The sequence below is a fragment of the Cupriavidus sp. YAF13 genome, from assembly GCF_052113425.1.
Classification (GTDB): Bacteria; Pseudomonadota; Gammaproteobacteria; order Burkholderiales; family Burkholderiaceae; genus Cupriavidus.
Genome location: NZ_JBFRDD010000045.1, coordinates 24,829 through 38,431 on the forward strand (window position 1 = coordinate 24,829; position 13,603 = coordinate 38,431).

9 protein-coding genes are annotated in these 13,603 nt (G+C 63.5%); 8 read left to right on the forward strand and 1 reads right to left on the reverse strand.

The annotated features are described in order from the left end of the window. The first annotated feature begins 202 nt into the window (after positions 1-202). The 8 genes from AB4061_RS29645 to pgm are packed head-to-tail and all read left to right on the forward strand — an operon-like array spanning position 203 to position 11,353. Positions 203-4,156 (forward strand): GH36-type glycosyl hydrolase domain-containing protein, encoded by a 3,954-nt coding sequence (locus tag AB4061_RS29645; RefSeq protein ID WP_441639790.1) that lies wholly within the window; start codon positions 203-205, stop codon positions 4,154-4,156. After that, a complete protein-coding gene (gene gnd / locus AB4061_RS29650; protein WP_441639791.1) occupies positions 4,141-5,169 on the forward strand; it encodes a phosphogluconate dehydrogenase (NAD(+)-dependent, decarboxylating) in 1,029 nt (342 codons plus the stop codon). Before AB4061_RS29645 ends, gnd begins: the two co-directional genes overlap by 16 nt. Then, on the forward strand, positions 5,166-6,557 hold the full coding sequence (gene zwf / locus AB4061_RS29655) for a glucose-6-phosphate dehydrogenase (RefSeq protein ID WP_441639792.1): 1,392 nt from the start codon (positions 5,166-5,168) through the stop codon (positions 6,555-6,557). The genes gnd and zwf overlap by 4 nt, the downstream gene beginning before the upstream one ends. Continuing rightward, complete coding sequence (locus AB4061_RS29660) at positions 6,554-7,216, forward strand: HAD family hydrolase (RefSeq protein ID WP_441639793.1); 663 nt, start codon at positions 6,554-6,556, stop codon at positions 7,214-7,216. The genes zwf and AB4061_RS29660 overlap by 4 nt, the downstream gene beginning before the upstream one ends. Continuing rightward, positions 7,213-8,322 (forward strand): transaldolase, encoded by a 1,110-nt coding sequence (gene tal, locus AB4061_RS29665; protein WP_441639794.1) that lies wholly within the window; start codon positions 7,213-7,215, stop codon positions 8,320-8,322. Before AB4061_RS29660 ends, tal begins: the two co-directional genes overlap by 4 nt. Further along, positions 8,315-8,710, forward strand: coding sequence for a hypothetical protein (locus tag AB4061_RS29670; protein WP_441639795.1), 396 nt, complete (start codon positions 8,315-8,317; stop codon positions 8,708-8,710). Before tal ends, AB4061_RS29670 begins: the two co-directional genes overlap by 8 nt. A gap of 34 nt (positions 8,711-8,744) precedes the next feature. Continuing rightward, a complete protein-coding gene (locus AB4061_RS29675) occupies positions 8,745-9,713 on the forward strand; it encodes a 2-deoxy-5-keto-D-gluconate 6-phosphate aldolase domain-containing protein (RefSeq protein ID WP_441639796.1) in 969 nt (322 codons plus the stop codon). Then, on the forward strand, positions 9,710-11,353 hold the full coding sequence (pgm, locus tag AB4061_RS29680) for a phosphoglucomutase (alpha-D-glucose-1,6-bisphosphate-dependent) (protein ID WP_441639797.1): 1,644 nt from the start codon (positions 9,710-9,712) through the stop codon (positions 11,351-11,353). The genes AB4061_RS29675 and pgm overlap by 4 nt, the downstream gene beginning before the upstream one ends. Positions 11,354-11,382: 29 nt before the next feature. Here the strand turns inward: pgm and tkt are convergent, their stop codons facing one another. After that, positions 11,383-13,461 (reverse strand): transketolase, encoded by a 2,079-nt coding sequence (tkt, locus tag AB4061_RS29685; protein WP_441639798.1) that lies wholly within the window; start codon positions 13,459-13,461, stop codon positions 11,383-11,385. Between the last annotated feature and the right edge of the window lie 142 nt (positions 13,462-13,603).

A 13,603-nucleotide genomic window follows, 5' to 3' on the forward strand; every position in this document is an offset into this window, starting at 1 on the left:
GTGGGGGCCGGCCCGGCCGACGGCCAGCGCAACCGTACGTTGGCGGACCGAAATTGCATATCCCTTGCGGTAGATTGCTCACCATACGCTACCCGCCGCGCGGCCCAGCCAAGAATTGAGCCGCTTCATCATGGCCCACGAAGTAGACGACGAATCCGCGCATGCCGGTGGATCTTCGGACTCGGTTCTGCGGAGCACGGCCATGGCCGCCGCTGCCCGGACAATGCCGTGCCGCAGCTTCGACAGTCCTGCCGCGCCGGCCCCGCAAGTACACCTTCTCTCGAACGGCAACTACCACGTGATGGTCACGAGCGCTGGGGGCGGCTACAGCCACTGGAACGATATCGCGCTGACGCGATGGCGCGAAGACGCAACCTGCGACAACTGGGGCTCATTTTGCTACGTTCGCGACCTCGCGAGCGGACACTTTTGGTCCTCCACCTATCAGCCGACGTCAGCGCAGGCGGATGCCTGGGAAGCAGCATTCCCGGAGGGCCGCGCGACATTCCGGCGCTGCGACCGCGACATCGAAACGACGACCGATATCGCGGTCGCGCCGCAAGACGACATCGAGGTGCATCGGGTTCGCGTCACCAACCGTTCGCTCGCCCACAGGAAGCTCGATCTAACGAGCTATGCCGAGATCGTGCTGGGCCCGCCGGCGGAGGATGCCGTCCACCCTGCCTTCAACAAGTTGTTTATCGAAACAGCAATCGACCGGGAGCGCCAGGCGATCCTGTGCACCCGACGGCAGCGCACCCCCGACGAGCCCACGCCTTGGATGTTCCACATGCTCGCCGAGCATCCTCCGACAACGGGCGACATCAGCTACGAGACGGATCGCATGCGGTTCATCGGCCGCGGCCATACCACGGCGGATCCCCAGGCGTTGCGCGGGAATGCAGCATTGTCCGGGAGCGCCGGGCCTGTCCTGGACCCGGTGGTCGCGATACGCTGTTCAATTACGCTTGGCCCAGGCGAAACCGCGATCGTGGATTTGGTCAGCGGCGTCGCGGCAACCCGCGAGGCATGCCTTGCACTGCTCAGGAAATGCCAGGATCAGCAGTTCGCGGACGGCGCTCTCGCCGCGGCGCCCGCCTATAGCCGCGCGCTCCTCAACAGGCTCCATGCCACCGAGGCGGACGCGCAACGTTTCGAGCGCCTCGCCAGTTCCGTGATTTACGCCAATGCCTTGCTGCGTGCCGGTCCGGACATTCTCGCCAGCAACCGGCTAGGCCAGTCTGGCTTATGGGCCTACACCATCTCCGGCGACCTTCCGATCGTGCTGCTGCAAATTGCAGATCCGCGGCACCTCGAGCTTGTACGCCGGCTGGTGGATGCGCATACCTACTGGCGCTTGATGGGACTGGCGGCTGACCTTGTTATCGTCTGCGAAGACCGCGCTGGCCATAAGCCCCTGCGCGAACGGATCACGGCCCTTGCCCGCGCCTGCTGCGTCATTGATGCGCCCGGCCGGCATGGAGGCATCTTCGTGCTCCGCGCCGAAGCGATCGACGATCAAAGCCGGACCCTGCTGCAAACGGTTGCCCGGATCGTGATAAACGACGGCGACGGCGCGTGGGAGAACCTCGGCGAAAGAAGCCTCCCTGCCCGGCAATCGATTCGCCCCGTACCGGCCGAGCGTAGCGCCGACGCGACCGCCGCTGCTTCCACCGCTACTTCTGCGGACCGGCCACAGCGGCCCCTGCTCTTCCCCAACGGGCTTGGCGGATTCACGCCGGACGGGCGGGAGTATGTGATAACGGTGACGTCCGGAAAGCCAACGCCGGCGCCGTGGGTCAATGTACTAGCGAACCCGTCGTTCGGTAGCCTTGTCTCAGAAAGCGGCAGCGCCACCACCTGGAGCGAGAACGCACAAGAGTTTCGTCTCACGCCGTGGTCGAATGACCCGGTCGGCGATACGAATGCCGAGGCGTACTTCCTCCGCGACGAAGACACCGGCCACTTCTGGTCGGCCACACTGCTGCCGAGTGGCGGCAAGGCAGCGTACGAAACGCGCCATGGTTTTGGTTACAGCGCATTCGAACACGGCGAGGACGAAATCGAATCCGAGCTATGTGTGTACGTCGCGCTTGACGCACCGGTAAAATTCGTACGCCTGACCCTGCGCAATCGCTCGTGTCGCCCCCGCCGGATATCCGTCACGGGCTACCTGGAATGGGTGCTCGGCGACCAGCGCGAGAAAACGCGGATGCACGTGGTCACCAGTCTCGATCCCAACAGTGGCGCCTTGCTTGCCCGCAACCCCTACAACACGGACTTTGCCGGACGCACGGCCTTCTTCGATACCGACGACCAGGCGGACCGGAGCTTTAGCGGAGATCGCGAAGCGTTTCTCGGCCGCAACGGTTCGTTGCGTCATCCCGCGGCAATGTCGCAGCTTCGGCTTTCCGATACCGTGGGCGCAGGGCTCGACCCCTGTGCCGCGATTCGTGTCTGGCTGGATCTGGCCGAGGGCCAGGAGCGCGAGATCGTCTTCCGTCTTGGCGCCGGACATGACATCGAGGCGGCCCGCGAGCTGATCGCCCGCTTCCGTGGCGTCGCTGCCACGCGCCGCGCGCTTGCGGCGGTCAAGCGTTATTGGCGCCGCACGCTGGGCACCGTGCGGATAAGAACGCCGGACCGGGCTCTTGACGTACTCGCCAATGGCTGGCTTGTCTATCAAGTCCTGGTTTGCCGGCTGTGGGGACGCAACGCGTTCTATCAATCGAGCGGCGCGTTCGGCTTCCGCGATCAATTGCAGGACGTGATGGCCCTCGTGCACGCCACGCCGGAGCTGGTACGCGAGCACCTGTTGCGCAGCGCGTCCCGCCAGTTTTCCGAAGGCGATGTCCAGCACTGGTGGCATCCACCGGCCGGACGCGGGGTGCGCACTCGCTGCTCGGATGACTACCTGTGGTTGCCGCTGGCGACATGCCGCTACGTGGCGGTTACCGGCGATGCCGGCGTGCTGGACGAGCCCGTTCCGTTCCTCGAAGGCAGCGCACTGAAGGCCGGCCAGGCGTCCAGCTACGAACTGCCACGGCAATCGCAAGAGGTGGACAGCCTGTATGGACACTGTGTGCGGGCCATCGAGCACGGCTTGCGCTTCGGAGCGCACGGCTTGCCGCTGATGGGGTCCGGCGACTGGAACGATGGTATGAATCTGGTCGGCGCTGGCGGCAAGGGCGAAAGCGTGTGGCTCGGCTTCTTTCTGTGCGCGGTGTTGACGCGGTTCGCCGAACTCGCGCATCGACACCACGATCCATCGTTTGCCGAGCGCTGCCTGGGCGAGTCGGCCCGCCTGTGCGCTGCCATCGAGCGGAGCAGTTGGGACGGTGACTGGTATCGCCGCGCCTGGTTCGATGACGGTTCGCCATTGGGCTCCGCGGAAGACACGGAATGCCGAATCGACTCGATCCCGCAGAGCTGGTCGGTCCTGTCCGGCGCGGGCGATGCCCAGCGCGCGCGTCAGGCAATGGACGCAGTCGACCGGCAACTCGTGCACCGCGAGGCAGCGCTGGTCCAATTGCTGGATCCTCCCTTCGACCAGTTCGAACCCGATCCCGGTTACATCAAGGGGTATCTGCGTGGGGTGCGCGAGAACGGCGGCCAATACACCCATGCGGCGGTCTGGGCCGCGATGGCGTTCGCGGCCCTGGGCGACGCCGGGCGAGCCTGGCAACTGTGCAAGATGATCAATCCGATCCATCACGCCGCATCGGCGGCCACCATAGCTGTCTATCAGACGGAGCCTTACGTGCTGGCGTCGGATGTCTATGCGCGTGCGCCGCACATGGGGCGCGGCGGCTGGACGTGGTACACCGGCTCGGCCGGCTGGATGTATCAATTCATTGTCGAATCGCTTCTGGGCGTGACACTTGCAGAAGACCAAATGGATGTGGCGCCGTGCGTGCCAGCTGACTGGACGTCATTCGAAGTGAGCTACCGCTATCGGAGGACGCCCTACCACATTACCGTCCTGCCGCACTCCACGGATGGCAAGCCGGGAATGACCATCGATGGTATCGAGCGGCCCGGCCAGGCCATTCCGCTGGTGGACGACCACCGGCCACATTCGGTCGAGATCAGGATCCAGGGTGGATCCCGTCGCAACGTTCCTCGAGCAGGAGGTACAAGATGCAACTCGGCGTGATTGGACTAGGGCGCATGGGCGCCAACATGGTGCGGCGCCTGACGAAGCACGGCCACGAATGCGTGGTCTATGACGTGCGCGGGGAGGCCGTCGCCGCCGCGTTGCAGCCCGGTGTCGCCGGGGTGTCTTCCCTGAAAGACCTGGCAGCCGCGCTGCGCAAGCCACGCGCGATCTGGCTGATGGTACCTGCCGCCGTTGTCGATGAAGATCTGGCGATACTTGTGCCGCTGCTCGACGCCGATGACATCATCATTGATGGGGGCAACTCCTACTATCGCGACGACATCCGGCGCGGTGCCGCGATGGGATCACGCCGGATTCACTATGTGGACGGCGGCACCAGCGGCGGCGTGGCCGGATTCGAGCGTGGCTATTGCCTGATGATCGGTGGGGAAGAGGCAGTTGTCCGGCATCTCGCCCCGATCTTTGCCGCGCTCGCCCCAGGCAAGGATGCGGCGCCGCCCACGGCGGGGCGGCAAAAATCAGACAGCACAGCCGAGCACGGCTACCTGTACTGCGGCCCGCACGGGGCGGGACATTTCGTCAAGATGGTTCACAACGGCATCGAGTACGGCATCATGGGAGCGTATGCGGAAGGGTTGAACATTCTGCGCAACGCCAGCGTCGGAAAGCGGAAAAGCGATGCGGATGCCGAAACGACCCCACTGCGAGACCCGGACTACTACCAATATGACCTGAATCTTCCGGAGATCGCGGAGCTATGGCGCCGCGGCAGCGTGATTGGCTCGTGGTTGCTTGATCTTACCGCCAGCGCATTCCTGAACGACCCGAACCTGGAGAGCTTCACTGGCCGCGTGTCGGATTCCGGAGAAGGCAGATGGACGATCACCGCCGCCATCGACGAAGCTGTCCCGGCCCCCATCCTGAGCGCCGCGCTCTTTGAACGCTTCAGCTCGCGCGGCGATGCCGACTTTGCCAACAAGGTATTGTCGGCCATGCGCCACGGTTTCGGCGGCCACGTGGAAAAGACTGCCGCGGCATCGGACGAATGATGACGGCATCCCTTTCCGACGCCTTGGTCTTTTTCGGCGCCACCGGCGATCTGGCCTACAAGCAGATATTCCCGGCGCTGCAGGCGATGATCAAGCGTAGCCACCTCGATCTGCCTATTATCGGCGTGGCGAGATCCGGCAGGAGTCTCGATGAGTTCCGCAACAGCGTGCGCGACAGCCTGGAGAAACATGGCGGTCTGGATGCCGTTGCGTTTGCTCGGCTCGCGGCCCGGCTCCAGTACATCGGCGGCGACTACCGGGACAGCGCGACATACGAACAACTGTGCCGGGCCTTGGGCAACGCGGCGCGGCCGCTGCATTATCTTGCCATTCCACCCAGCATGTTCGAGCCGGTCACCCAAGGTCTGGCCAGATCTGCCTGCGCCCGGAATGGCCGGGTGATCGTCGAGAAACCTTTCGGCCGCAGCCTTGCTTCGGCGCAGGCGCTCAATCGGACATTGCACGCCTGTTTTCCCGAGGACGCGATTTTCCGTATCGACCACTATCTCGGCAAGGAAGCAGTTGAGAACCTGCTTTATTTTCGCTTCTCCAACACATTCTTGGAGCCGGTCTGGCACCACGGCTATGTGGCAAGCGTGCAGATCACCATGGCCGAACAGTTCGGCGTGCAGGGACGCGGCGCCTTCTATGAGGAAGTGGGGGCGATACGCGACGTGGTGCAGAATCACATGCTGCAGGTGATGGCGCTGCTCACGATGGAAATTCCCATGGATGGCGGTCCCGATGCGATACGCGACGAAAAACTGCGTGTCCTGAGTTCGATGCGCCCGCTTTCCCCGAACGAGGTAGTGCGCGGACAGTTCTGCGGATATCGCGACGTGACAGGCGTGCCGCGCGACTCGCAAGTCGAAACGTTCGCGGCGCTGCGCCTGCATATCGACAACCCGCGATGGGCCGGGGTGCCCTTCTATATCCGGGCCGGTAAGCGATTGCCGATCACCTGCACCGAAGTCACGATCGAGCTCAAGCCGCCGTCGCCCGCTGTGTTCGACGCCAATGGTCCCGGCCAGTCGAACTATTTCCGCTTCCGGCTCAGCCCGGATGTGGTGACGACCATCGGTACACGGACCAAGGTGCCGGGCGAGCCGATGGTCGGCGCTGCAACGGCGCTTGTCGCACGACACTATCCTCGCGACGAAATGACGCCGTATGAACGCCTGCTAGGAGACGCTCTGCGCGGAGATGCTGCGTTATTCACTCGCGGCGACACGGTCGAAGCGGCCTGGCGTGTGGTAGACCCGATCCTCGGCGACGCGGTGCCGGTTTTCGAGTACGAGCCGGATACGTGGGGGCCGCCAGCGGCCGGGCGGATCCTGGCTGGCGACGATCGATGGCACAACCCCACATCAGAGGAGAATTTGCCATGAAAACGCGAGAGAAGCTGGTCTTCCTGCTGGACTGCGATAACACGCTGCTTGATAACGATCGCCTCCAGGACGATCTCCAGGCACACCTCGACCATGCGTTTGGCGCCGCGAACCGGGAGCGCTATTGGCAGATCTTCGAGGCGTTGCGTGCCGAACTGGGATACGCCGATTACCTGGGCGCGTTGCAGCGCTACCGCCTCGACAACCTGAACGATCCGCGCCTGCTGCTGATGTCTGCGTTCCTGGTGGACTATCCGTTTGCAGACCGCTTGTACCCCCGAGCGCTCGAGGTCATCGAACACCTTGGCGCCTGGGGGCCCACGGTCGTCCTGTCCGATGGCGACGTGGTTTTCCAGCCGCGCAAGATCCAGCGTTCCGGCTTATGGAAAGCAGTCGAGGGGCGCGTGTTGATCTATATTCATAAGGAGACCATGGTCGACGACAAGCCGCGCATCCTGGCGGCAATGAAGGCGGTATGGAAAGACAGGCTCACAACCGTCTTTCCGCGGCAGGGGCACTACGCCCACGACCCGCATGCCGTGACCGCATATCCAGCCGCCGACCTAACGGTCGAGCACATCGGCGACCTGCTCAACTATGACTTGGCGGTCCTGCTGGATGCCGCCCGGGCGGGTCATACCGAACAGAGGTCTCCATGAACGCCACCGAACGTCTTCAAGCACTGGGTCAAAGCCTGTGGCTCGACAACGTCTCGCGCGGGCTGCTGGAAAGCGGTACGCTGCAGCGCTATGTGCGCGAGTTCTCCGTCACCGGGCTCACTTCGAACCCCACGATCTTCGATCATGCCATTCGGAACACGAATTTCTACGATGAGGCAATTCAAGCAAAGACTGCTGAAGGGAAGTCAGGGGAGGCCCTCTTTCTCGAGCTGGCGTTGGAGGACCTGACCCATGCCGCCGATCTCTTCCTCCCCATCCATGAGGCGACGGCTGGCGTCGACGGCTGGGTCTCGCTGGAAGTCTCTCCCTTGCTGGTAAACGATGCGGCGGGCACGGTGCGCGAAGCCGCGCAACTCCATGCTCGCGCGCGGCGGGCCAATCTCTTCATCAAGATTCCGGGCACGCCTGCCGGCGTCATCGCCATCGAAGAATCGATCTTCGCCGGCGTGCCGATCAACGTCACGCTGCTGTTCTCCAGTGAGCAGTACCTTGCGGCGGCGGCGGCCTACCTGCGCGGCATCGAGCGGCGCATCGCCGCCGGTCTCGATCCGAAGGTCGGCTCGGTCGCCTCGATCTTCATCAGTCGATGGGACGTGGCGGTCAAGGACAAGATTCCCGGCGCGTTGGCCAATCGTCTTGGCATCGCCATTGCGCGGCGCGCATACCGGGCCTATCGCGAACTATTGAACTCGCCGCGCTGGCGCAAGCTGGCGAACGGCGGCGCGCTGCCGCAACGCCTACTGTGGGCCAGCACCGGCACCAAGGATCCTGCCGCACCGGACACGCTATATCTGGAGGCGCTCGCCGCACCCGACACCATCAGCACCATCCCCGAAGCCACCCTGCTCGCCTTCGCCGATCACGGCGCGGTGACCGGCACCATGGCGGCGGATGGCGGCGATGCGCAAGACGTGCTCGCCGCCTTTGCACAAGCCGGCGTAGATGCAGCGGCGCTGGCCAGCCGGTTGCAACGGGAGGGCGCAGAATCCTTCGCCAAATCCTGGGCCGATCTGATGGCTGTCCTGGCTAGCAAAAGCGCGGCGCTCGCGCACAGCGAATCGGGCGGCGTTGGCGATCATGTTTGACCCGGCATCCATCCCCCACCCGCGGCCGTCCGATCGGCCGGCGTGGCCGGCGCTCGCGGCGCATCACTGGCAGGTGCGTCATCTGCACCTGCGGCAGATCTTTGCCGACGATACGCAGCGAGGCGAGCGCCTTGTCGGCAAAGCCGCTGGCATCTATCTCGAGATGGAAAGCAACGACAAGCAAGTCACGCCCGATGGCGATCGCCGAGCGCCCGACCCCGAGGCGCTGGGGACACTGGTTGCTCGAGCGCCGCGTTTTGGCGCAAGGGTGAGCTGGCGCATCGTCTCCTTCGAGCATTGGGGGGACGAACTTGGCTGCGCATCATTCCGGAGCTCGAGGACGCCGGGGAGCCGACGCCCCGACACGACAGTTCCATCAACACATTGATCCGGCGTTGTCGCCGGCTTCAGGAGGGACCATCATGAATCTCGGCTACAAATCACCGCTCTACCTATTGCCGTTCGATCATCGCCAATCCTATGTGACCGGCATGTTCCAGTTCAAGCCGCCGCTGACTCCGGACCAACACAAGACGGTAGCGGGCAGCAAGCAACTCATCTACGATGGCTTCAGGGAAGCCGTCGACGATGGGGTGCCGGCGTCTTGCGCCGGCATTCTGGTTGATGAAGAATTCGGCGCCGGCATTCTTCGCGACGCGATACGCAGTGGCTACGTCACCGCGGTCTCGGTCGAGAAGAGCGGTTCGGACGAATTCGAGTTTGAATATGGCGAAGCGTTTGCGGAGCACATCGAAGCCTTCGTGCCGACCTTCGCGAAAGTGCTGGTGCGCTATAACCCGGATGGCGATGCCGCGCTCAATCTGCGGCAGACAGCCCGCCTGAGACAGCTGACCGACTACTGCAGGAAGGCCGCTCAACGCTTCATATTCGAGTTGCTGGTGCCCGCCACGAAGGTACAATTGGAGCGGGTCCAGGCGGACAAGGATGCCTACGATCGCCGAACTCGCCCTGCCCTGATGCGCCAGGCCATCCGTACCCTGCAGGATGCGGGCATCGAGCCGGATATCTGGAAGATCGAAGGACTCGATGACCGCGAAGATTGCAAACAACTGGTCGAAACCGTGCGGCGTGACGGACGGGGTGAAGTCGGCTGCATCGTGCTGGGGCGCGGCGCCGACGAGCCGCGCGTGGTGGCATGGCTCGAAACCGCGGCGCGGGTGCCGGGGCTGATCGGCTTCGCGGTCGGGCGGACCACTTTCGGGGACGCGATCGCCGACTACGAATCAAAGAAGATGACGAGGCAGGCCGCCGTTTCCCGCATCGCCCGATGCTATGGCGAATGGGTGGCAATCTTCGAACGGGCGCGCACATCCCGCCCTGGCGCGGCGCCCGGACTCTCGGAAACCACGGCACCAAGGACAGTGCCATGAAGATAAGTCTCCTGGCCGGCAAACCAGCTCCAAGGGCAATCCTGGTGAATGTTCCAAGGCTCGTCACGGCCTACTACACGGATGTGCCCGATCCTTCGGTGGCTGAGCAATGCGTGATATTCGGCACGTCCGGCCATCGGGGATCGTCCCTGGAAAGGAGCTTTAATGAATGGCATGTGCTCGCCATCAGCCAGGCCATTTGTGAGTACCGCGCCAGGCAAGGTATCAACGGCCCGCTGTTCCTCGGCATCGACACGCACGCGCTGTCAACACCCGCCTGCACCAGCGCGGTCGAGATTCTGGCCGCCAACGGCGTGGACATCATGCTTGCCGAGCACGATGAATACACACCCACGCCTGCGATCTCGCTCGCCATCCTGGCGCACAACCGGGGACGCACCGCCGGCTTCGCCGATGGGATTGTCGTGACGCCTTCGCACAATCCGCCGGACAACGGGGGATTCAAGTACAACCCGCCCAACGGCGGGCCGGCCGATACGGCCGTGACCAGCTGGATCGAAACCAGGGCCAACGCGCTTCTAAAAGACGGGCTCAAAGGTATCAGAAGGGTGCCCTTCGAGAAGGCACTGTGCCTGGCCACGACACATCGGTACGACTATCTCAACGCCTACATGCGCGAAATCGGGCAGATGATTGACATGGCCGCGATTCGTRAATCCGGCATCCGTCTCGGTGTGGACCCACTCGGCGGCGCCGGCGTTCACTACTGGAAATCCATTGGCGAGCGTTACCGCCTGCGCCTGACCGTGATCAGCGACGAAGTCGATCCTACATTCCGCTTCATGACGGTCGACTGGGATGGCCGCATCCGCATGGACCCGTCGTCGCCCTACGCCATGCAGCGCCTCATCGACCTGAAGAGCCGTTACGACATTGCTTTTGCGTGCGACACCGACCACGACCGGCACGGTATCGTCACCCAGAGTGTGGGATTGCTGCCCTCCGATCACTATCTCGCGGTTGCCATCGACTATCTCTTCCAGCACCGCGCAAAGTGGTCCGGGGRGGCCGGCGTGGGAAAGACCGTCGTCAGCAGCCAGATGATCGACCGTGTGTCTGCGCGGCTCGGCCGCAGGCTGTATGAGGTGCCGGTTGGCTTTAAATGGTTCGCCGATGGCCTAGGCAGCGGAACCCTGGGTTTTTGCGGAGAAGAGAGTGCGGGCGCATCCTTCCTGCGTCTTGACGGTTCGGTCTGGACGACGGACAAGGACGGTCTTGCGCCGGCTTTTTTAGCGGCCGAAATCACGGCGCGCATCGGCCTCGATCCGGGCGAGATTTATCGCAAGCTGACGCATGAACTGGGCGACCCGGTTACCACCCGGATCGAGGCGCCCGCCACGCTGGCGCAACGAAAAGTGCTGTTGGAGCTATCGCCACAACAGGTGAAATGCACGGACCTCGCGGGCGAGAAGATTCAAACCATCCTTACCAGGGCACCTGGCAACGATGCCCCGATCGGTGGCATCAAGGTCATCGCCGAAAGCGGCTGGTTCGCCGCGCGGCCGTCAGGCACGGAAGAAATCTACAAGATCTACGCTGAGAGCTTTCATGGCGAGGATCATCTGCGCCGGATCGCAAAGGAGGCGCAGGCAATTGTCGATGCCGCGCTTGGAGCCTGAGAAGGCTGCCAGTATTCACACAGCCTCTGCTACGGGTGGAGCAGCAAAGCCGCCCGCCTGCAAACGTTCTCGACGGTAAAACCGTATTCGCGCATCACGATCTCGCCCGCGGCCGATGCGCCGAAGCGGTCTACCGCCAGCACATCGCCGCGGTCGCCGACAAAGCGGTGCCAGCCTTGCGAGACGCCTGCTTCGACCGCCAACCGTGCAGCGACCTCAGGGGGAAATACCGCCTCACGGTACGCCTTCGGCTGGGCATTGAACAGTTCCCAACTTGGCATCGAGACAATACGTGCCTGGATGTTCTCCCGCGCCAGTTTGATCTGTGCGGCGACGATCAGCGAGACTTCCGAGCCGCTGGCTATCAGGATCAATTCCGGATTGCCGTTCGGGGCGTCGGCCAGGATGTAAGCGCCTCGCTGCAAGCCGTCCGCGGCGGCGAATTGCGTACGGTCCAGGGTGGGAACGTTCTGCCGCGTGAGCACCAGTGCCACCGGCCGGTCGCAGGTTGCCAGCGCGACGCGCCAGGCGATGGCGGCTTCGTTGGCATCCGCAGGACGAATCACGACTAGGCGTGGCAACGCGCGCAAGCTGGCAAGCTGCTCCACTGGCTGATGCGTGGAGCCGTCCTCGCCCAGCGCGATGCTGTCGTGGGTGAAGACGTAGATAACGTGCAGGCCCATCAGCGCGGCAAGGCGAATCGCCGGGCGCATGTAGTCGGAGAAAATCAGGAAGGTCGCGCCGAAAGGCACCATTGCGCCGTGCGCCGCCATGCCGTTCATGATCGCGCCCATGGCATGCTCTCGCACGCCAAAATGCAGATTGCGGCCGGCGCGGCTCCAGCCCCCGCCGTTGGAACCCTGTCTGTCAGCTGCGCTAATGTTGGTTGGCTCAAAGTCCCCCAACCCTTTCAGCGCGGTATAGGTCGACGGGTCCAGATCCGCCGAGCCGCCGATCAGCGCGGGAAACAGCGGAGCGATGGCGTTCATGACCTTTCCCGATGCGGCGCGCGTGGCCATGCCTTTGCTGTCCGCGGGAAACTGCGGGATCGCCGCCTCCCATCCGGAAGAGTCCCCAGTGACTCCGCCACGCATGCGTTGTCCTAGCTCCACCGCAAGATCAGGAAATTGCACTTCGTAGGCGGAGAATTTTTGGCGCCATTCCCCTTCGGCCTGCTCTCCCTCCTCGCTCGCCTCAAGAAAATGCGAGCGCGCAGGTTCGGGGATGTGGAACGGTGGATCCACCGGCCAGCCGAGGATCTGCTTGGTCAATCGGACCTCTTCCACGCCGAGCGGCGAACCGTGCGCTTCGAACGTGTCTTGCTTGTTGGGCGACCCGTAACCGAGATGCGTGCGCACGAGGATCAGAGACGGTCGCCTGGTCTCGGCGTGGGCGGCATGCAGTGCCTGCTCGATGGACGGCAGGTCGTTGCCGTCCTCCACCAAATGGGTATGCCAGCCATAGGCATCAAAGCGCTGCGCAGCATCCTCGGTAAAAGTGATACCCGTGCTTGCGGAGAGCGTGACGCCATTGTCGTCGTACAGGTAGATCAGCTTGCCCAAATGCAGATGCCCAGCCAGTGAAGCGGCTTCGGACGCGATGCCTTCCATCAGGTCGCCGTCGCTCACGATGCCGTAGGTAAAGTGGTTGATGATCTCGAAGCCATCGCGGTTGTAGCGAGCGGCCAGATTCGCTTCCGCCATCGCCATGCCCACGCCGTTGCCAAATCCCTGACCGAGCGGTCCGGTTGTCACTTCGACGCCCGGCGTCAGGCCTCGCTCCGGGTGGCCCGGCGTGATGCTGCCCCACTGACGGAATTGCCGAAGCTGTTCGAGCGGCAGATCATATCCTGCGAGGTGGAGAAAGCTGTATAGCAGCGCCGAGCCGTGGCCTGCGGATAGCACGAAACGGTCCCGGTCGAACCAAAGCGGATTGGCCGGATGATGCTTGAGAAAACGGGTCCAAAGCACATAGGCCATCGGCGCCGCACCCAGCGGCATGCCGGGATGGCCGCTGTTGGCGTTCTGCACAGCGTCGACGGACAGGAAACGAAGCGTGTTGACGCAAAGGTCATCCAGTGAGGCCGTCGGGAGGTCGGTAGAGCGCATTGAGTTCAATCTGGAGCCTCTGGATCCTGACGGAATGCCGCGCCAATCTCTCGCGGCGCTTCCCGATTGTTCAGCGCAGAGAGCATTCTCCCGCCTGCACAAGATTAGTGCGTCCAATACGCCATTTCAAGGCCCGCGCCGT

Bases quoted from the DNA above. Each gene is read 5' to 3' on its own strand.
- AB4061_RS29645 (WP_441639790.1), top strand. From the start codon at position 203: ATGGCCGCCGCTGCCCGGACAATGCCGTGCCGCAGCTTCGACAGTCCT.
- gnd (WP_441639791.1), top strand. From the start codon at position 4,141: ATGCAACTCGGCGTGATTGGACTAGGGCGCATGGGCGCCAACATGGTG.
- zwf (WP_441639792.1), top strand. From the start codon at position 5,166: ATGATGACGGCATCCCTTTCCGACGCCTTGGTCTTTTTCGGCGCCACC.
- AB4061_RS29660 (WP_441639793.1), top strand. From the start codon at position 6,554: ATGAAAACGCGAGAGAAGCTGGTCTTCCTGCTGGACTGCGATAACACG.
- tal (WP_441639794.1), top strand. From the start codon at position 7,213: ATGAACGCCACCGAACGTCTTCAAGCACTGGGTCAAAGCCTGTGGCTC.
- AB4061_RS29670 (WP_441639795.1), top strand. From the start codon at position 8,315: ATGTTTGACCCGGCATCCATCCCCCACCCGCGGCCGTCCGATCGGCCG.
- AB4061_RS29675 (WP_441639796.1), top strand. From the start codon at position 8,745: ATGAATCTCGGCTACAAATCACCGCTCTACCTATTGCCGTTCGATCAT.
- tkt (WP_441639798.1), bottom strand. From the start codon at position 13,461: ATGCGCTCTACCGACCTCCCGACGGCCTCACTGGATGACCTTTGCGTC.